Here is a 20024-nt window from a genome sequence, read left to right as displayed (position 1 = left end):
ATGCTTCTAAGGTTATTTCTGCTTCAATTAATCCCGAACCCAACAAAACAATGTGCGGAGAATAATTGAAAAAGCCATAATATCAAGGACTTAACGATAAACCAAATATAATGGAGTATTATTTTTAGATGAATTTCCTGAATTTTCACCCCATACACTTAATGCTCTGCGTCAACCTATAGAAACCGGAGAATGCGTTATTGCTAGAGCAAATCGTAAGATAAGTTATCCTTCTCGCATCCAATTAATAGCTGCTATGAATCCTTGTCGATGTGGAATTTCTAATAAATATGAAGATGTTTGTATTAAAGGTCCAAAGTGTGCAATAGAGTATCAATCTCGTATTTCTGCTCCTTTAATGGATAAAATAGATATACGTATAGCAGTACCAGCAGTACCAGTATCCGATCTTTTTACAGTAAATAAATCTGAATCAAGTGAAGATATAGCTGCCCACGTTCTTTTAGCAAGAAAGAAACAAAAAAATAGGCTAGAAAAAATGGGATCTTCATTAGAAAATAATGCGGATTGTTCTTCTGTCCTTATAGAAAAAATAGCATATCTTAATAAAGAAAGCAGCCTTATTCTAAATCAGTATGCTGAAAAAATGACATTTTCAGCACGAGGATACCATAAAATACTTAAAATAGCTCGCACAATCGCAGATCTAGATTCATCAGAAGAAATTCAAAAACCACATATTGCAGAAGCAATTGCTTATCGTCAATCTAACCAATTCTCGATATCGAATCGATAGAATACCTATTATTAATTTAAACTATTCCTAGAATATTTTTCCCCTATATACATTTAATTATGAATAATAATGGATATTCCAACGTAAAATAAAATACTGATGATACCCCTATTATATTTTAAGATGGTATTGATTCTACAGTATTTTTTCTATTGTAACTCGCACATATTTATGATGAGAACATACTATTTTAAGGTAATCAATAAAGCTATCAACAATCTGACACAAACAAATATATTGAAGTCCTTATTAGTAGTCAATGCAATGTAATATCTTGACTAAAAGTAGTTGATGAATTATCAAATAGTAATTTTAGGTTGCAAAAGCAACATAATAAGTTGCAAAAGTAACATCAAAAGTAGAGGCAATGAGTTATGAATGTAAAGAAAAAGATAGCGTTGGTTTCTTTGTTATCATCAGCAACTATAGTGAGTGGATGTGATATATTTGAATCGGAAAAATCAAAAGAGAATCTTTCAATAGCTAAAAAAACTTTAAATGAAGTTGGGGAGCTAAGACTAAAAAAGAAGGCCTTCAAGGACGGCTAGGTCCTGACGGTAAACAAGGAATAAAAAGAATGTTCAAGGAGATAAAGGACCTCAATGTGAAAAAATACCTCAAAATCTAAGTGGAAGCAATGATACGTAATCCTTACTTAAGATAAATTAAGTGAAAAAACTTCCTCAAATCTCTTCCTCTCGTAGTTTTTTTACTCGAGAGGAAGTTAGAAAACTAATTTACAGATGATCTAGAAAAGATCGTTTAAGAATAGTATGAACGTGTTTTAATTAGTGAATAATACATACAACAGCAATCTAATGTTGCAATACTATTATAGGTAGTTATGAAACTTGTTTATGCTTCTTGGATTGGCGATAAATAAATCTCGCTAATGCACGTAAAATTAGTTACTTCAATGAGTATTGCAAAATAGTTGTTGCAACAATGTTAATTTCATGGCTATTGCAAATGAAATGGAATTTATATCAAAGTATATAAGTATCATAAAAGTTACTATTAGGCGAGTTTATCTATTAATTCTAAGAAGGATTTGGATCTATACTTTTCGCAAATTACTAAAAAAGGAGGATATTTTGAGTATAAGAAAATCACATCCAAGTATTATATTAGAAATAGAAGATCTTAAATCAACTCCAGGAAGTGACAATCAGTTCCCTACTGCCATGCGTACTTTTAATGGGCATGTAAACAAGAATATATTGAGATTAACCATTGTATCGGAATAGAAAATCCAAGGTATAAAACTTAAGAATTCAAATCTTGGATAATTGAAGATATGCAGGAATTCCGTATTTATTGAAAAACTAGAGAACCATACCCCACAACCCCAGATTGACTTTTGAATTTATGTTGCTTACGGGATTAAGATGTTCTGATACTTGTAGAGATGACTACCATAATATCTAATCTCTTTCAGCCCAAAAAGTAGGAACGATCGTAACTTTGTGATTATATGATATCTCATGGATCTTCTTAAAACTAACATAACAGGGAAAAATACGTTTTTTGCCAATAGAGATTCGGTTTGTATTAAAAGTAAGAAAAGATAGCATTGATAAATCTTACCATGGAGTTCGTAGAACTTCGTCTATTTTTTAGTAGAGAAGAAAATGAAATAATGACAATGATCTTATGGCTGTATTTGGGTGGAAATCGGTAGCACAGAACAAAAGATAAATGTTATAGCTGATAGAATGCGTTTAGTAATCCATGCTTCTAAAGTGATTTCTGCCTCAATTAACTCCGAAAACAATAAAAAAGTGCGGAAAAATAAAAATACTATAATATCAAGGACTTAACGTTGACTGAAGGACTATAAAGAAAAATATAACAAGATTAATTATAATTTATATTATAATATGATTTTAAAGATATCAAAATTATTTTCAATAGAGTCCTGTCGAACCGAAGCCTTGGTTATTTCTTTCGTTTGCTTTCATTGGGAATTCTAATACAAGCTCAGGATGTATAAGCGTATAATTTGCTACAACTAATTGAGCAATGCGCATGCCTCTAGTAATTAAAAAATTCTCTTGACCAAGATTAATCAATAATATCTTAATCTCACCTAAATAATCACTGTCTATTGTTCCAGGAGAATTCAAACATGAAATACCATGATTCAATGCTAATCCAGAACGGGGTCTTATTTGTCCCTCATAACCAGGTGGTATTGAAATAGCATATCCTGATGGGAATAAAAAACGCATCCCTGGAGATAACTGAACTGGCTCATCTTTTGGCAAAGCAGCAAACAAATCCATGCCTGAAGATCCGCTCGTCTTATATTGTGGAAGAGGAATATCATGCGCATGTGCAAAACGAAAAAAAGGTATGTTAATAGAATTCATAGCAACTGGTATATTGCAAAAAACAATTATTTGTCAATTAATTTATACAATACATAAATTACAAACTACAGTAATTGAATCATAGTAAAAAAATAATTACAAAACAAATAAAGAATATCGTGATATTTTATTGATAATACTTTTATTAATCAATAAAAAGTTAAAACAAAATATAAATCACATATCTAAATAAAATGGACCATCGCCACCTTGAGGAGGATTCCATTCAATATTCTGATTGGGATCTTTGATAACACATGCTTTACAGTGAATGCAATTATGTGAATGTATGATATAATTATTTTCACCATTGTTTTCTTGCCATTCATATACCTTAGCTGGACAATATCGCATAGAAGGTCCAGAGTATATTTTTAATTCTGATTTTTTTTGCAAATTTTTATCTTTTATAAAGAGATGTATAGGTTGTTCTTTTACATATTTTATCTTTGCTAAAAAAAGAGAAGACATAATATCAAAAGTCAATTTTCCATCAGGTTTAGGATAATCAATCTTCTTATATTTGGAAGAAGATTCTAAAGAAGAATAATCCATTCTATGATGTTTCAACGTACCAAAAAAAGAAAAACCTAAAATTTTTTGAATCCATATATCTATCAATCCCAAAGAAAATCCTATTATCATCCCAAAACGTGATAAAAATGGTTTAATATTTCTTACAATCCATAAATCTTTACCAATATACGTTCTACGCCAAGAGTCTTCAATTTCTATGGGATCATCATTTTTACAACCAAAAGACAAGCGATCAACAATTTTTTCTGCTGCTAAAATTCCAGAAAGAATTGCATTATGAGATCCTTTAATGCGAATAAGATTAACAAAACCTGCTGCACAACCAATTAAACTTCCTCCTGGAAAAGAAAGTTTTGGAACAGATTGCCATCCTCCTTCACTGATAACACGTGCTCCATATTCCAAACGTTCTCCTTCTTCAAACATTACTCTAATATTTGGATGTGTTTTAAAACGCTGTAATTCCTCATAAACTGATATCCAAGGATTGCGATAATCAAGATGTACAACAAAACCCACCGATACTAGATTATTATCAAAATGATAAATAAATCCACCTCCAGAATTACTCTTATCAAGTGGCCAACCAATGCTATGAATAACAAGACCTTTAGTATAATGTTGAGGTTTTATTTTCCATAATTCCTTAACACCAAGACCAAATTTTTGTGGTTGACGTCCATCCATCAAGGAATAACGTTCTATTATCTTTTTAGTTAGATAACCACATGCTCCTTCTCCTATTAAGACATATTTACTTAACAATAACATAGGAGAAATATATTTTTTCCCTAATGTTCCATCATAATTTTTACCCTTTTCACCTGTAAAAACACCACGAACTTCTTCTTTTTTTCCATAAAAAAAACCAGTAGCAGTAAAACCACAATATATTTCTACACCGAGTTCTTCAGCCTTATTCTTCAACCAGCTACATACCCTACTCAAAGAAACAACATAATTTCCCTTATTGCTCATAAAATCTGGAAAACAAAAATCTGGTATCTGTATTGATCTCCAAGAATTTAAAAACCAATAAATATCTTTTTTTACAACAGTGGTAAAAGGATGTATCTTTTCTTCACGCCAACCTGGTAATAGACTGTCTATTCCAATGGGATCAATAATTGCACCTGAAAGAATGTGAGATCCAACTTCTGATGACTTTTCTAAAATAACCACAGACAAATGAGGATTGATTTGTTTGCACCGAATCGCTGATGATAATCCTGCTGGACCAGCTCCTATAATAACAACGTCATACTCCAAAACATCTATATCATTAGGAATATCATCAAAGTTATTCATTTAATTCCTCTTTTCTGAGAAGATTGCTGAAGAATCACAATACATCTTTTTTATTTTCATTTAATCAAAACTTATGATAATTACATTTGTAATATAAGTATAAATTTATACTTTACATTGAATATTATTTTACAGAAACTACGTATATTTTGACTGAAATGATATCCGAAGGATAATAATTTTTTTCAATCAAAAAAATAAATAGTTGACATGATTATAAACAAATATATTATCAGTCAGTCCGCGAGTCAGTAAAAAATAAATTATGTTTTGCTATTTCTTGTAAAATAAAATAAAAATATATGTATAAAAAAACAAATTTTAATTACATCAGATAAAAATCAGAATCTTGACCAAATTGATCTTTGTAAACATATAATTGAATTAAATATAAAAAATGATGTGAATTTCTAATAAATATTATAGAATACGTTGCTATGATTATATCACCATAATAGAAGATAATGAAAAAGATATGATATATAAAACGATAATAAAATATTTAACATCAATTTATAAAATAATAATTTTTTAAGTTATTCAAAGGAAAAAATGTTTAGATTAAAACGTACAGTACAACAATACAATCCAGAGTATGATAAAATTTATTCTTCTAAGATAAAGACTAATTATTGTAAGATTATATATTTTTATGTCACAATCGGGGTTGTACTTGTACTTTGGAATGTGATTGGAAAATTTTTTTCATAGTGATTTCATCGATTCAGATAGTACCATCTATTCTTGCAGCAGATTTCTCTCGTTTAGGTGAAGAGATTTCTGATATAACCAAAGCAGGTGCTAGGCAGATTCACTTTGATGTTATGGATGGTTGCTTTGTTCCTAATATTTCTTTTGGAGCAGATGTAATTAAGTCATTGAGATCTTACAGCAATGCTTTATTTGATTGTCATTTGATGGTATCATCTATTGACTATCATATAAAATTTTTTGCAAATTCTGGATGTGACATAATAACTTTTCATGCAGAATCTTCCCCTAATATACGGCGTTCGTTAGAAATTATACATTCAATGGGTAAAAAAGGAGGAGTAGCAGTAAATCCTGAAACACCAATTTCAATACTTAATAATTATATAGATGAAATTGATATGATTTTAATCATGACGGTTAATCCTGGGTTTGGCGGACAAAAACTCATTGAATCTACAATACCAAAAATTAGACAAGCGAAGTCCTTGATTGGTAAACGCCCTATTTCTCTCGAGGTTGACGGAGGAGTTACATCTAAAAACATTAAGTATTTAGCACAAGCAGGAGCTAATTTTTTTGTAACAGGATCATCTTTTTTTAATCAAAAAGGAGAAATATCTTATGAAGAGCGTTTAAATGAATTTAAAAAATCTGCATTAACAATTGATTAATGGATAGATTATTTCTATTCTTAAATAAGATTTATTTCCCATTAGTTGGTAATAGCAAAAAGCATACTTATTAAATTTGATATTTTGTATGTTAACATCCCTTCGTATGATTTAATTAATACGATAAATTTATCCATCTACTAAATCATTAATATTTGTATGGTTTCAAAAAAACTACATGCCTTTTATATTTTTATGAAATTTACGAATGGTTTGGTTATAATTTAATTGGTTTAAAATATGATTTCTCGTTATTCCAGAACTAAAATGACCAATTTATGGTCCCCTGAAACAAAATTTAGAATATGGTTTGAAATAGAAGCACACGCTTGTGATGCCTTAGCTAAACTCGGCATTATTCCAAAAGAAGCAGCCAAAAATATTTGGGAAAAAGGAAGAAATGCAGTTTTTAATGTAGATCGAATTGCTAAGCTTGAGGAAATAATCAAACATGATGTAATAGCTTTTTTGACACATCTTGCTGAAATAATAGGTCCAGATGCACGTTTTATTCACCAAGGCATGACTTCATCAGATATCCTTGATACATGCTTTAGTATCCAATTGATGAGATCTACCGATATTCTATTAGAAGATATCGATCAATTACTAGATAGCTTAAAAAAACGTGCTTTCGAACATAAACATACAATAACCATAGGAAGATCTCATGGAATACATGCAGAACCTACGACATTTGGTCTAAAATTAGCAATGGCCTATGCAGAATTTTCTCGTTCTCGCAAGCGACTTATTATGGCTCGAGAAGAAATAGCGATATGCGCTATTTCCGGATCTGTTGGTACATTTTCAAACATACCACCATATGTTGAACAACATGTTGCAAAAGCTATGGGTTTGAAAGAAGATACTATATCTTCACAAATTATTGCTCGCGATAGACATGCTATGTATTTTTCAATACTAGGGGTTGTTGCTTCTTCTATAGAAAGAATAGCTACAGAAATAAGACATCTTCAACGTACTGAGATTCTTGAAGTAGAAGAGTTTTTCCATCCTGGACAAAAAGGCTCTTCATCTATGCCTCATAAGCGAAACCCTATACTAACTGAAAATTTAACAGGATTATCTAGATTAATACGATCTAACGTTATTCCAGCTATGGAAAACGTAACTCTTTGGCATGAAAGAGATATATCACATTCTTCTGTTGAAAGAGTCATAGGACCCGATTCGACAATACATCTTGATTTTGCGCTCAACCGATTAAAAAATATCATAGAAGAATTGGTTATTTATCCTGATAACATGAAAAAAAATACTGAACAACTTAGAGGATTAATCTATTCCCAGCGTATTCTTTTAGCATTAACGCAAGTTGGAATATCAAGAGAAGAAGCATATCAATTAGTTCAGCGTAATGCCATGAAAGTTTGGCAAAATGGAACCATGTTTCTAGATGAATTACTTGCAGACAATGATATACGCAAAGTATTATCCGAGAAAGAAATATGTGATAAATTTGACTATAAATATCATACTAAACACGTAGATACCATTTTTGAACGTGTTTTTCGGATATCTTAAAGGAAAAATTCTTACGATAATTACAGATTTGATTAATTTACGAAAAAAATTTATATCACTTTCAGCATAAAAAAAAATTATGTTAGTGGTTGAAAGAGAGGATGGATGAGAGCACAAAATCCCATTTATGAAGAAAAAAACAAAATTGTTTATGAAGGACTTGAACCTGGCACTCTTATCCAATTTTTTAAAGATGATAGTGTCGAAAATAATTCACAATGCACAATACTAAATGGGAAAGGTGTTTTGAACAATAGAATATCTGAACACATGTTTATGCAACTCAATAAAATTGGTATTCCACATTACTTTATTCGCAGAATAAACATGCGAGAACAGTTGATTCGTGATGTGGAAATGATTCCTCTAATAATAACTGTTCGTAATACTATTGCAGGATCTTTGGCTAAAAGACTAAATATGCCCGAAGGTTTATCACTGCCTAGACCTATTGTTGAGTTTTATTATCAACCCGACTTATATAAAAAGACATTAGTATCTGAAGAACATATAACAGCTTTTAACTGGGCTACTCAATCTGAAATAGATGAGATAACATCTTTAAGTCTTCGTATCAATGATTTTATTACAGGTCTTTTTTTAGGAATTAATATTCAAGTTGTAGACTTTAGCATTAAATGTGGACGTCTTTTTGATAGCGATGTCGTACGTATAGTACTATCAGACGAGATTTTTCCCGATTGCTGTCGCTTGTGGGATATTAGCAAACAAGAAGAATGTGATAAAAAACGTTTTAGCAGAAATAGTAATAAATTAATAGAAGGCTACTCTGAAGTTGCTCGTCGTTTAGGAATATTTAAAAAAAATCAACCAGCACTCAAAACAACTCTGATTTTAAATAAGAAGTAAAAAAAGGAAAATATATCTATGATAAAAGCAAACGTTACCGTTAAGCTTAAAAAAGATGTCCTTGATCCTCAGGGAAAAGCGTTAAAAACCGCCCTTTCGAACATTGGGTTTAATAATATTAATAAAATTCGCCAAGGAAAAATCTTTGACATAGAAATCAATGAAACAAATTATGATGTCGCAAAAAAAGAACTTAATTCCATCTGTGAGAACCTTCTTGCTAATCCTGTTGTCGAAGACTACGATATCAAAATCCTAAAATAATCAAAATATAATATATTGAATTTCCTTGATTTAAAAACATCACTATAATAATTCTTCATTAATAAACAATCACTTTTAGAACATAGACAATGTTATTGTTATTAATCTAAATAAATTATTATTCATATCTTTTTGGAAATATCTATGAGAACGGCTATAGTACAGATTCCTGGTCTGAATCGCGATAGAGATATGATTAAGGCCATAGAAAAAATAATCAAACAATCGCCAGTTTTAGTTTGGCAATATGATATTGATATTCCAGATGTAGATCTTATTATTATTCCTGGTGGATTTTCTTATGGTGATTATCTTCGTTGCGGAGCAATAGCTGCACGTACTCCAGTTATGCAAGCAGTAAAGAAAAAAGCACAACAAGGAGTAAAAGTTCTTGGAATATGTAATGGATTTCAAATTCTTGTAGAATTAAAATTACTTCCTGGAATCCTTATGCGTAATTCTTCATTGAAATTTATTTGTAAACAAATATTAATAGAAGTTTCTAATTCTAACACGGAATTTACCAAGTCTTATAAAATGAACGAAGTTATTAAACTTCCAGTTGCCCATCACGATGGAAATTATTTCATAGATGCAAAAGCATTAGATGAAATAGAAAAAAATAATCAAGTTGTATTTCGCTATGCATCCAAAACAAATCCCAATGGATCACTAAACAACATAGCTGGTATTATGAACCGACAAGGAAACGTATTAGGAATGATGCCTCATCCAGAAAACATGATAGAAGAAATCCATGGAGGAAAAGATGGTACTGGTATTTTTACATCCCTTATCACTTAAAAGGTAAAAATATATAAAATAAATTATGTGAATTAATTCATAAATTTATAAAAAATAAATTTTAATGTTATATACGTTGTATGAAACACAGAATATGGTAGTGAAAAATCTATTCCTAAGTTTGCTTTTTTTATAGAACGAAGATTATGTTTACCTGTCTCTTATTATATATTATAAACCTATTGTATATAGAGAGATGTTGCCTTACATAACATATGTGCACTATCTAATTAGTTTAGTACACGTGATAAAAATTTTAAATTTACAAAATATAAGTTATCGTCGCTGTAATTTAAATTATTTTAATTTTTAATCAAGATTGCGTAACAACTAATGCCTACTGAATCTAATCTTATACCTAAAATTTTTGCTGTACATGGTCTTAAAAAAAATGAATATGATATAATATTACATATTCTCAAAAGACAACCAACATTGACAGAGATAGGCATTATATCAGCAATGTGGAATGAACACTGTTCCTATAAATCTTCAAAGAAATGGCTAAAAACCCTACCTACTACTGGAAAACATGTTATCCAAGGTCCTGGAGAAAATGCTGGCGTTGTTGATATAGGAGATGGTGATTGTATTGTTTTCAAAATGGAAAGCCATAATCATCCCTCTTATATTGAGCCATATCAAGGAGCTGCAACAGGTGTAGGAGGAATTCTACGTGATATTTTTACAATGGGTGCACGACCAGTTGCTGCTATGAATTCATTGAGATTTGGTTCTATTCATCATCATAAAACAAAACAGTTGTTATCTGGAGTAGTAGAAGGTATAGCAGGATATAGTAATTCTTTTGGTGTTCCAACAGTAGGAGGAGAAGTTGAATTCCTTCCTTGTTATAATGATAACATTATAGTTAATACCTTTGCTGCTGGACTTGCTAAAACTGATGCAATTTTCTCTTCAAAAGCCAAAGGTATAGGTCTACCTATCGTCTATTTAGGAGCTAAAACCGGTCGTGATGGAATAGGTGGTGCTTCAATGGCTTCAGAAGAATTTGGAGAAAATATTAATGAAAAGCGTCCTACCGTTCAAGTAGGTGATCCATTTACAGGAAAATGTTTATTAGAAGCATGTCTAGAACTAATGAAAACAAACGCTGTAGTCGCAATTCAAGATATGGGAGCAGCAGGACTAACATGCTCCGCAGTAGAAATGGGAAGTCAAGGAAATCTTGGTATTAAACTTGATCTTGATAAAGTACCAATACGCGAAGAAGGAATGACTGCTTATGAAATGATGCTTTCAGAGAGTCAAGAGCGTATGCTAATGATTCTAAATCCTAAAAAGGAAAAGGAAGCAAATGATATTTTAAATAAATGGGGACTTGATTACTCAATTATTGGTACAACAACCGATGACATGATATTTCGAGTTTTTCATCGTAATGAAGAAGTTGCAAGTCTTCCTATCAAAGCTTTAAGCGATAAATCACCAGAATATGATAGAATATGGTGTGAACCTATTAGTATTCCACCTTCTGATCCAACACTACTTTATTCTAAGGAAGACTATACTTGTAGTCTTCTCAAACTTTTGTCTTCTCCTAATCTATCTTCAAGAAGATGGGTATATGAACAATACGATACAATTATTCAAGGAAATTCTATACAGTTTCCAGGCGGAGATGCTGGAGTCATACGCGTAGAAGGACACGAAACTAAAGCTCTTGCTTTTTCTTCTGATGTAACACCACGTTATGTGAAAGCAGATCCTTTTGAAGGAACAAAACAGGCAGTTGCTGAATGTTGGCGAAATATTATAGCAACTGGAGCAAAACCACTAGCTATAACTGATAATCTTAACTTTGGAAATCCTGAAAAAGAAGAAATAATGGGGCAATTTGTGCATTCTATCAAAGGTATGAGAGAAGCTTGTCAAATATTAGAGATGCCAATAGTTTCAGGTAATGTATCTTTTTATAATGAAACAAACGGAAAATCTATATTCCCTACCCCAACCATAGCTGGAGTTGGAATTATTCCTGATTTATCACTGATGACGAGAATTGGAAGTGCTCGTGAAAATGATCTTATCTTTATGATCGGCAATGATGGTAATCATCTTGATTGTTCGATGTATAGCCTTGAATGTGCTTCTTGTGATATAGGACCTCCTCCAAAAGTTGATTGTCAATTAGAAAAATGTCACGGAAATTTTGTTCTTTCCATGATTAATTCAAATATTATAACAGCATGCCATGATATATCTACGGGAGGACTATTAATTGCTCTGGCAGAGATGGCAATATTCTCTAAAAAAGGAATGAATATTATGTTGCCTACAGAAAAAGATCCAATACCTTTTCTCTTTGGAGAAGATCAAGGACGTTATGTAATATGCATTCCCCCAGAAATTAAGGATTCAGTAATTTCAAATGCTAATAATAACAAAATTCCTTTTCGATACTTAGGGAAAGTATCAAGTGATGCTTTTTTATATATTCATAAAATACTCAATATATCTGTTGAAACATTACAAACAAAATATGAATCTTGGTTTCCCGAATTTATGAATGAATCAACTGTTTAAATCCTTAAATATAAGAGGTGAAAAATGTCGATGGATCCACAAGAAATAGAAAAATTTATTAAAAAAGAAATACCTAAATCCGTTGTTATTATCAAAGATCTAACAGGAAATGGCAATCATTACGCTGCAGAAATTATTTCCGAAGAGTTTCGTGGCAAAAGTCGCATACAACAACACCAAATGGTATATGCTGCTTTAGGAAAGAAAATGGGGAATGATCTTCATGCTCTTTCCATTAAAACATCAGTTCCAAATAATCATAATTCAGATCAATAGAATATTGTTTTATTTAGGAATAAAAATTTAGTTGGATTCTATAGTAATAAAACGGAGTACAAGGAATATGAATAATATTTTAGATAGCAATAAAATGATTCAAAATGAAATCAAAGAAAATGATATTGTTTTATTTATGAAAGGTACACCTGAATTCCCACGTTGCGGCTTTTCTGGAAAAGTAGTGGCAATTCTCGATAGCTTTAATACATCTTATAAAGGAATAGACGTGCTTGTAGATGAAAAATTAAGACAAGGCATAAAAGAATATTCAAATTGGCCTACTATTCCTCAACTATATGTAAAAGGTAATTTTATTGGAGGTTGTGATATAGTATGTGAAATGTTTGAATCTGGAGAACTTCACAAAATCTTAAGTGTAAATAGAATATAAGAAATATTAATAAAATAATAGGTAAAAAATATTACAAATAGATGTAATATTCTAAGTACTTCTATCAATTATGAAAGAATAGTGCGGTGAAACACCAACTTCCCCCAAAATTACAAAATGCAAATATTAGTCATAATGAATTTGTAATAGTTATAGCAATGTTGATGGGTATTAATTCTCTAGGAATAGATATAATACTTCCATGCCTATCTCAAATTAGTAGTTTTTTAAAACTAAGTAATGAAAACTATAGACAACACTTAATATCCTTTTATCTTATAGGTTATGGAATAGCTCAAATTTTTTACGGACCTTTATCAGATCGTTTTGGTCGCAAAGTTGTTATGATGATAGGATTAATTATATATATAATCTCTACATTAGTCATAGTGGTTATCGATTCATTTTCTGGAATGCTTTTTATGCGTTTTATTCAAGGAATAGGAGGAGCTGCTCCACGTATTATTACTATTTCAATTATTCGTGATGTTTATGATGGATCTGAGATGGCAAAAGTCTTATCTATAGCTATAATGATCTTTATGATTATGCCAATATTAGCACCTGGTATAGGACAAGCCACAATTTTTTTATCAGGTCATTGGATGGGTGTTTTTATTTGTATGGGGGTAGTCACTGCTTTCATAACTCTTTGGTATTACATACGTTTCCCAGAGACGTTAACTCCTCACGACGTACGACCTTTAAATTTATCTCTTATTTTTCATAGCTTTTCTCTTATATTAAAAAATCGCGTTTCTACATTATATAATATTGCTAATAGCTTAATTATGGGAGCAATATTAGGATTTGTAAATTCTTCACAACAAATATATGGAGAAATCTATAATTTGGGTAATTTATTTCCTATAGCCTTTGCCATTGGTGGAATTGCCATTTCTTTTGCCTCTTTTGCTAACTCTCACTTAATTGAAAAGTTTAGCGTGAGGATAGTATCACATTATTCTTTACTTGTTCTTCTTATAATTACAGGATTATGGCTTTTAATACAAATCAATACTTCAAATCATATAAATCTCTTAGCATTCATAATACTTTTCTTTTTAACATATTTTCAATTTGGATTAATAAATTGTAATTTTAGTAGTATATCTATGGAACCATTTTCACATTTAGCCGGGACAGCATCATCTGTATTTGGATTTACTAATACAATAATATGTACAATTATAGGAATAATAATAGGACAATCGTTTAATGGCACAACTTATCCTATAACTATCGGATTTTTTATAATAACAATACTATGCTTTATCTGCGTTTTTTCAGTAGAAGGTAAGAGAATGTTCAGAAAATAATATTATACGTCAGTAATAACCAATCAATAGATAATTGGTGAGGTTATATAATATTATTATTTGAGATGCAAAAAAAATCACACGACGATATACAATAACAAGATAATAATACCATCAATAATGAATATATTTTTTTACTATCATAATTAGTTTATCCTTCTTTATAAATTACATGTATAGAAAATATTTTACTATAAATATTTCCATACTATAAAAGTATTATGATGTAGTACATAATTTCTCTATCGTAAAAAATATTATTTTTTTCAAGGATATGAAATACTAGATATTTTTTTTCCAATATATGCACCTTCAAGCGTAAATTGGTATGTAATATAGATAAAAGCAATGTCTTGGCATGAATGACAATTTCTCAAAGGATATGAAAAAATTAATTCTATAAATTTATCATTGTGATTACTTTTTATAAACATACCTGGAATATAAGGATCAATATTTGGGTTCTTTAATGCGAATTCCTTCGTAATAGAAGAAGATTTGTAAATATTGTCAATATTAATATCATCATCAACATAAATAATATGATCACCAACAGCAGGAATAAGGAGAGTGCCAGTAGTTGAATTAGCTCTATATGGATATTCAACCTCTACAAGACCTACTAATCCTTCTTTACGATATGAAGATATGTATGCTGGATTATCTTCTTTTTCTTTTGCTAAAAACTCGGCAGCTTGTAATGCATCTTTGCTGCCTCCTGTTTTTTTAATAAGTTCAATAAGACAAATACTGATCGCCTGTTCATTTTCATTACATTTAGAAAAAGTAACATCATCTTTCCATTTCCATACACTTTTTTCAGAAAACGGTAAAATGTAATTTTGAGGAACAAAAACTTTTTGATGTTTAAAATAAAAAGATAAAATAATACCAAATATCAATATAATAATAATTAAAATAATATGTTTTTTATTTATCATATTTTGCAATTCTCTAAATAAAATACTATCGATAAAAAAATCATAGTATTTAAAATATAAATCCTGACAATACAACTATTAATTATCCAAATCATTTTTCAATACAATAGCAATAACTATGATAAAACAAACGTAGAAACAACTCATGTTTTCTAATCTTGTTATTATTGATTGAATAGTCCTTGTTCTTTAATAGTAATATGGTGTAAATTATTATATGAAATATTTATAAATAATAATTTCTTTCTATCATTATATTTCCTTTATAATTTAAACACATGTTGGATAGTATAAAATCTTTAGATGAAGCGTCATAAAAGTTATATATAATTAGAATGTTGTATACAAATAAATATTCTGTTAGTTGGTTTTAGTATGTAAAAAAAAGCGGTCGTGGCGGAATTGGTATACGCGCAGCGTTGAGGTCGCTGTAGGGAAACCTGTGGAAGTTCGAGTCTTCTCGACCGCACCAAAAGTGGTTTATTTATGAAGTTATTGTCAAGAAACTCTCTCGATACATCAATATTTTATACGAATAATTTGCCGCCCATTCGTTGGTGGATAACTCGGCACCCTGTTTCTTACGAAGAATCTCAAATTATTATGGAACGTGAAGTGCAGCTCATTCATTCAGGAGATGCAGAAGAACTAGTTTGGCTTATAGAGCATCCTCCTCTCTATACCAGCGGAACAAGTGCTGATTCCCGAGATTTATTGAATGCAAAACGTTTTCCTATTTACTCTTCAGGACGTGGTGGTGGATATACTTATCATGGACCAGGACAACGTGTTGTTTATATAATGCTTAATCTTGCAAAACGAAGAAAAGATTTACGTTGTTTTATTACAGCTATTGAAGAAGTTATCATACGAACTCTCAGCAAATTAGATATAGTTGGTGAAAGACGTGAAGATCGTGTTGGAATTTGGGTAATGAAATCAGATAATATTATGGGGAAAAAAAAGATACCCATTGAAGAAAAAATTTCTGCTATTGGAATCCGAATACGAAAATGGATATCTTTCCACGGATTTTCGTTAAATATTTCTCCAGATCTAAGCCATTATACTGGAATTATTCCTTGTGGTATCCATCAACATGGAGTGACTAGTTTAAAGGAACTAGGTTATCATTATTCAATAGAATACATAGACACAATTATTCGCCAGTCATTTGAAAGCGTTTTTGGATCAACGGTATTACATGAATATGCACAAAATACAAATGATATGTCATAGCTACAAAAAATAAATCAAATGTTTTCAATGGCAATAATTATATTTTTCTTATTAAAATATAGGAGGAATATCTCCTTTTTCCCAATTTTCTTGCGTTTGCATCGTAAAATCTACAAAACGATCTTCTGCAATAGCGTTTCTTATTCCACTCATTAGATCTTGATAATAGGAAAGATTTGCCCAAGAAAGAATCATACCTGCTAAAGATTCATTAACTCTTAAAAGATGATGCAAATAAGCACGAGAATAATCACGTAATGCAGGACAATTAGACTCTTCATCTAAAGGACGCATATCATCAGTATGCCTTGCATTACGCAAATTTATTTTACCAAAACGAGTAAAAGATAAACCATGTCGTCCTGCTCGAGTAGGCATGACACAATCAAACATATCTACTCCATAACTTACTGCTTTTAAAATATCATCTGGTGTACCAACCCCCATCAAATAACGTGGTTTTTCAACGGGTAATATAGGCAGAACATTTGATAAAATACACAACATCATCTCTTTTGGCTCACCAACTGCCAAACCACCAACAGCATAACCCTTAAGGTTTAATTCTTTTAAACGCTCGGCAGAAAAAGTTCGTAAATTAATATTATCACCACCCTGAACAATACCGAACAAAGCTTTACCAGGTTGATTACCAAATGCTACAAGAGATCTTTCAGCCCATCTCAATGATAATTCCATAGCACGTTTTAACTCTCTATCCTCGGCAGGTAGCGCTAGACATTCATCAAGCTGCATTTGTATATCAGACCCAATAAGATTTTGAATGTGAACAGATTCTTCTGGAGAAACATTATATAAACTACCATCAATATGACTCCTAAAACTCACCCCTTGTTCATTAATAGAACATAATTTTGAAAGAGACATAACTTGAAAACCACCTGAATCCGTCAATATTGGCTTAGACCAACGAATAAATTTATGTAATCCACCCAAACGAGCAATACGCTCAGCACCAGGTTGTAACATTAGATGATAAGCATTCCCTAAAATTACATCTGCACCTAAATCACTAACTTGATCAAGGTACATTGCTTTAACAGTTCCAGAAGTACCAACAGGCATAAATGCTGGCGTTCTAATAATACCTCTAGGAGTAATAATTTCACCAACACGAGCACTATCACTAAACGATTTAATATTAAAGATAAAATCTTTATTCACATCAAATACATTTCTAAAAAGGAAAACAATAATATTTATATTATTGCATCAACATTATTTTAAAACAGAAGAAGAGCGAAATATTAATAACAATTTCTTATTTTCTTATCAATACTATGAAAATAGTATTAGAATATCAATAAAATTTACAAATCATAATATATTTTATAAGTTTTAAAAATATTTTTATTGATCTATCATTTAATGAAAAATTACTGTTTTTTAAATAGCAAACTCGCATCACCGTATGAATAAAAACGATACGCATTTAAAATAGCATGTTGGTATATTTTTTTTGTTTCTTCTATCCCACAGAATGCCGATACCAACATTAATAAAGTTGATTTTGGCAAATGAAAATTACTAATCAACACATCAACAGCACGGAAACAATATCCTGGTGTTATAAAAATATTAGTAGATCCAGACCAAGGCATTATAATACCATCTTCTGTTGTTGCAGTTTCTAAAAGACGTAATGATGTAGTTCCAACTGCAACGATACGCCCTCCTCGAGCTTTAACAGCATTTAACGATTTTGCTGTTATTATATCTATAAAACCCACTTCACTATGCATAATATGATCATCAGTATCTTTTACTCTTACTGGCATAAAAGTTCCTGCACCAACGTGTAAAGTTACAAAATATACTTCAATACCAATAGAAATAAGCCTTGATAAAAGATTAGAGGTAAAATGAAGACCAGCTGTCGGTGCTGCTACTGAACCCTTAATTTTAGCATATGTAGTTTGATAATCGACATAATCACGTTCATCTATAGGACGTTTACGCACAATATAAGGTGGTAATGGTATAGTTCCAACTAGAGATATTTGTTTTTCTAGTTCTATATCAGAAATAGGGAAAACTAGTAAGATTTCTCCTGTATCCCACTTTTCTGTAACAGTAGCCTCTAATCTATGTTGTTTATCTCGAGAAAAAAAATAAAGTATATCTCCTTTTTTAATTATTTTACCTGGAAAAGCATAAGCACTCCAACTATTAGAAGAAAAACGCATATGCAAAGTACAAGATATAGACGTTTCTTTATTATTATTTACATTGCATATTATCCCTCTTAATTGTGCTGTGATAACCTTAGTATTGTTAAATACAATTGCATCATTAGAATTCAAAAAAAAAGGAAGATCAGATACTAAATGATCGTAAATTATTGTATTACCAGATAAATTTGGATGCACAACCATAAGACGTGCACTATCTCGTGGAGATACAGGTCTTAATGCAATTCTAGAAGATGGAATATCAAAATCAAACTCTTTCACCATCATAATTACATTTCTCCTTCGTATTTTAGTAATCTAATATATCGAGTATCATAAAACTACAAATTTAATTCTTTAAAAGATATTTAAAAAATGCTAAAAATTAAAGCAATAATATATAAGCAAAATAAATTAGTTAAATAATACTAATCCAGATACTAAACCTATCAGTAATTCAATACAGGAATTGCAGATAACAACCTGAGGCAAACTTCATCAAAATAACTAATCCACATAATAAACGACATAAAAATGTAGATAGAAACACCAAATTCGTCTTTTATACATAATTTTGTTTGTATGCACAAAAAATACAAGAGATTATTTCCTGTTCGAAAGTACTTAATGTTGAAATGAGGCTTTTATTAATAAGCGTTCTCTTATACCCCATAAGACCTAATCATATTAAAAAATACTGAGATTAAAAGCCCTCAAGAACATTGAAACCATCAATATCAAGTTCCCATTTAGCTAATTTAACTGTCAACTCAAAAAGAGCTATGATGCCTATTTCTAAAAAAAATTTAAAAGTCAGGATATTTTGAATACAAGAAAATCACGCCAAAACATATAATTTTAGGTCTAGAAGATCGTCAAGATACTCCAGAAAGTGATATTCAATTCATTGCTGCAATGCTTGTTTTTGTTTATCGATACACACATACAAAAGAATATATTGATATCAATCCTTGTATTAGTTCGCATAGAGAAGTAAAAATACAAAACCGATGGCTTTGAACCTTGTATAGTTAAGATTAAGATATACAGGAATTCAGGAACTAACTGTTGGAGAATCGGGAATATTCCTAGTTACATATTGCTAAAAGGATTGCAAGTCTCTGATAACTTGTAAAGCTTGGCTACCAACATCTAAAGAATAATATCTTCTCTATTCAGATCCAAAAAATCGGAACTATTGTAACATTTGAATTGTCTGATTATTTCATGGATATCCTTGAGATTATACCTGCCAATGAAATGAAAAATAT

General features: G+C 30.6%; 19 protein-coding genes, 1 tRNA gene and 1 pseudogene. 16 read left to right on the top strand and 5 right to left on the bottom strand.

Annotation, left to right across the window (positions count from 1 at the left end):
* Nucleotides 1–121: 121 nt before the first annotated feature.
* The 5 genes and pseudogenes from GY664_RS04220 to GY664_RS04200 all read left to right on the top strand — a co-directional run.
* Nucleotides 122–394 (top strand): annotated as a pseudogene (locus GY664_RS04220) (ATP-binding protein); the annotation flags it as partial.
* Complete coding sequence (locus GY664_RS04215; RefSeq protein WP_333948229.1) at nucleotides 368–757, top strand: magnesium chelatase subunit ChlI family protein; 390 nt, start codon at nucleotides 368–370, stop codon at nucleotides 755–757. The pseudogene GY664_RS04220 and the gene GY664_RS04215, both read left to right, overlap by 27 nt.
* Before the next feature lie 374 nt (nucleotides 758–1131).
* Complete coding sequence (locus tag GY664_RS04210; RefSeq protein WP_333948228.1) at nucleotides 1132–1305, top strand: hypothetical protein; 174 nt, start codon at nucleotides 1132–1134, stop codon at nucleotides 1303–1305.
* Nucleotides 1306–1851: 546 nt separating this feature from the next.
* Nucleotides 1852–2004 carry a hypothetical protein gene (locus GY664_RS04205; protein ID WP_333948227.1) on the top strand — a complete coding sequence of 51 codons (153 nt, stop codon included), beginning with the start codon at nucleotides 1852–1854 and terminating at the stop codon, nucleotides 2002–2004.
* Nucleotides 2005–2424: 420 nt separating this feature from the next.
* Nucleotides 2425–2577 carry a hypothetical protein gene (locus tag GY664_RS04200; protein WP_333948226.1) on the top strand — a complete coding sequence of 51 codons (153 nt, stop codon included), beginning with the start codon at nucleotides 2425–2427 and terminating at the stop codon, nucleotides 2575–2577.
* A gap of 87 nt (nucleotides 2578–2664) precedes the next feature.
* Here GY664_RS04200 and dut read toward each other — a convergent pair whose 3' ends face one another.
* On the bottom strand, nucleotides 2665–3129 hold the full coding sequence (gene dut, locus GY664_RS04195; RefSeq protein ID WP_333948225.1) for a dUTP diphosphatase: 465 nt from the start codon (nucleotides 3127–3129) through the stop codon (nucleotides 2665–2667).
* 177 nt (nucleotides 3130–3306) lie between these two features.
* A complete protein-coding gene (locus GY664_RS04190) occupies nucleotides 3307–4974 on the bottom strand; it encodes an electron transfer flavoprotein-ubiquinone oxidoreductase (RefSeq protein ID WP_333948223.1) in 1668 nt (555 codons plus the stop codon).
* 710 nt (nucleotides 4975–5684) lie between these two features.
* On the opposite strand from GY664_RS04190, the gene rpe reads away from it, so the two are divergent.
* The 9 genes from rpe (at nucleotide 5685) to GY664_RS04145 (ending at nucleotide 14381) form a co-directional block, all read left to right on the top strand.
* Complete coding sequence (gene rpe / locus GY664_RS04185) at nucleotides 5685–6359, top strand: ribulose-phosphate 3-epimerase (protein WP_333948222.1); 675 nt, start codon at nucleotides 5685–5687, stop codon at nucleotides 6357–6359.
* Between the two features lie 240 nt (nucleotides 6360–6599).
* Nucleotides 6600–7907, top strand: a complete 1308-nt coding sequence (purB, locus tag GY664_RS04180; RefSeq protein ID WP_333948221.1) for an adenylosuccinate lyase — start codon at nucleotides 6600–6602, stop codon at nucleotides 7905–7907.
* A 105-nt stretch (nucleotides 7908–8012) separates the two neighbouring features.
* A complete protein-coding gene (locus tag GY664_RS04175) occupies nucleotides 8013–8777 on the top strand; it encodes a phosphoribosylaminoimidazolesuccinocarboxamide synthase (protein WP_333948220.1) in 765 nt (254 codons plus the stop codon).
* An 18-nt stretch (nucleotides 8778–8795) separates the two neighbouring features.
* Complete coding sequence (purS, locus tag GY664_RS04170; RefSeq protein ID WP_333948219.1) at nucleotides 8796–9041, top strand: phosphoribosylformylglycinamidine synthase subunit PurS; 246 nt, start codon at nucleotides 8796–8798, stop codon at nucleotides 9039–9041.
* 144 nt (nucleotides 9042–9185) lie between these two features.
* Nucleotides 9186–9845, top strand: coding sequence for a phosphoribosylformylglycinamidine synthase subunit PurQ (gene purQ, locus GY664_RS04165; protein WP_333948218.1), 660 nt, complete (start codon nucleotides 9186–9188; stop codon nucleotides 9843–9845).
* A gap of 333 nt (nucleotides 9846–10178) precedes the next feature.
* The gene (gene purL / locus GY664_RS04160; protein ID WP_333948217.1) at nucleotides 10179–12392 is read left to right on the top strand and encodes a phosphoribosylformylglycinamidine synthase subunit PurL; all 2214 of its coding nucleotides are present in this window, start codon (nucleotides 10179–10181) and stop codon (nucleotides 12390–12392) included.
* Between the two features lie 24 nt (nucleotides 12393–12416).
* Nucleotides 12417–12668 (top strand): BolA family protein, encoded by a 252-nt coding sequence (locus tag GY664_RS04155; protein WP_333948215.1) that lies wholly within the window; start codon nucleotides 12417–12419, stop codon nucleotides 12666–12668.
* A 67-nt stretch (nucleotides 12669–12735) separates the two neighbouring features.
* Complete coding sequence (gene grxD / locus GY664_RS04150; protein ID WP_333948214.1) at nucleotides 12736–13062, top strand: Grx4 family monothiol glutaredoxin; 327 nt, start codon at nucleotides 12736–12738, stop codon at nucleotides 13060–13062.
* An 86-nt stretch (nucleotides 13063–13148) separates the two neighbouring features.
* Nucleotides 13149–14381 carry a multidrug effflux MFS transporter gene (locus tag GY664_RS04145; RefSeq protein WP_333948213.1) on the top strand — a complete coding sequence of 411 codons (1233 nt, stop codon included), beginning with the start codon at nucleotides 13149–13151 and terminating at the stop codon, nucleotides 14379–14381.
* 266 nt (nucleotides 14382–14647) lie between these two features.
* Here GY664_RS04145 and GY664_RS04140 read toward each other — a convergent pair whose 3' ends face one another.
* Complete coding sequence (locus tag GY664_RS04140) at nucleotides 14648–15322, bottom strand: hypothetical protein (RefSeq protein ID WP_333948212.1); 675 nt, start codon at nucleotides 15320–15322, stop codon at nucleotides 14648–14650.
* A gap of 387 nt (nucleotides 15323–15709) precedes the next feature.
* Here GY664_RS04140 and GY664_RS04135 point away from each other — a divergent pair.
* Both GY664_RS04135 and lipB read left to right on the top strand, forming a co-directional pair.
* Nucleotides 15710–15794: transfer RNA gene (locus tag GY664_RS04135), tRNA-Leu, on the top strand.
* A 14-nt stretch (nucleotides 15795–15808) separates the two neighbouring features.
* On the top strand, nucleotides 15809–16561 hold the full coding sequence (lipB, locus tag GY664_RS04130; protein ID WP_333948211.1) for a lipoyl(octanoyl) transferase LipB: 753 nt from the start codon (nucleotides 15809–15811) through the stop codon (nucleotides 16559–16561).
* Nucleotides 16562–16612: 51 nt separating this feature from the next.
* Here the strand turns inward: lipB and tgt are convergent, their stop codons facing one another.
* Nucleotides 16613–17746, bottom strand: a complete 1134-nt coding sequence (gene tgt, locus GY664_RS04125; protein ID WP_333948210.1) for a tRNA guanosine(34) transglycosylase Tgt — start codon at nucleotides 17744–17746, stop codon at nucleotides 16613–16615.
* Between the two features lie 212 nt (nucleotides 17747–17958).
* Complete coding sequence (gene queA, locus GY664_RS04120; protein WP_333948208.1) at nucleotides 17959–19041, bottom strand: tRNA preQ1(34) S-adenosylmethionine ribosyltransferase-isomerase QueA; 1083 nt, start codon at nucleotides 19039–19041, stop codon at nucleotides 17959–17961.
* Between the last annotated feature and the right edge of the window lie 983 nt (nucleotides 19042–20024).

This window comes from Candidatus Liberibacter brunswickensis (assembly GCF_036858155.1).
Classification (GTDB): Bacteria; Pseudomonadota; Alphaproteobacteria; order Rhizobiales; family Rhizobiaceae; genus Liberibacter; species Liberibacter brunswickensis.
Note: the sequence above shows the minus strand (reverse complement) of the source record. Positions and strands in the feature narration are given on the sequence as shown.

Bases quoted from the DNA above. Each gene is read 5' to 3' on its own strand.
- lipB (WP_333948211.1), top strand. From the start codon at position 15,809: ATGAAGTTATTGTCAAGAAACTCTCTCGATACATCAATATTTTATACG.
- GY664_RS04190 (WP_333948223.1), bottom strand. From the start codon at position 4,974: ATGAATAACTTTGATGATATTCCTAATGATATAGATGTTTTGGAGTAT.
- grxD (WP_333948214.1), top strand. From the start codon at position 12,736: ATGAATAATATTTTAGATAGCAATAAAATGATTCAAAATGAAATCAAA.
- purL (WP_333948217.1), top strand. From the start codon at position 10,179: ATGCCTACTGAATCTAATCTTATACCTAAAATTTTTGCTGTACATGGT.
- purB (WP_333948221.1), top strand. From the start codon at position 6,600: ATGATTTCTCGTTATTCCAGAACTAAAATGACCAATTTATGGTCCCCT.
- queA (WP_333948208.1), bottom strand. From the start codon at position 19,041: ATGATGGTGAAAGAGTTTGATTTTGATATTCCATCTTCTAGAATTGCA.
- GY664_RS04210 (WP_333948228.1), top strand. From the start codon at position 1,132: ATGAATGTAAAGAAAAAGATAGCGTTGGTTTCTTTGTTATCATCAGCA.
- GY664_RS04155 (WP_333948215.1), top strand. From the start codon at position 12,417: ATGTCGATGGATCCACAAGAAATAGAAAAATTTATTAAAAAAGAAATA.
- GY664_RS04175 (WP_333948220.1), top strand. From the start codon at position 8,013: ATGAGAGCACAAAATCCCATTTATGAAGAAAAAAACAAAATTGTTTAT.
- GY664_RS04140 (WP_333948212.1), bottom strand. From the start codon at position 15,322: ATGATAAATAAAAAACATATTATTTTAATTATTATTATATTGATATTT.
- dut (WP_333948225.1), bottom strand. From the start codon at position 3,129: ATGAATTCTATTAACATACCTTTTTTTCGTTTTGCACATGCGCATGAT.
- purQ (WP_333948218.1), top strand. From the start codon at position 9,186: ATGAGAACGGCTATAGTACAGATTCCTGGTCTGAATCGCGATAGAGAT.
- purS (WP_333948219.1), top strand. From the start codon at position 8,796: ATGATAAAAGCAAACGTTACCGTTAAGCTTAAAAAAGATGTCCTTGAT.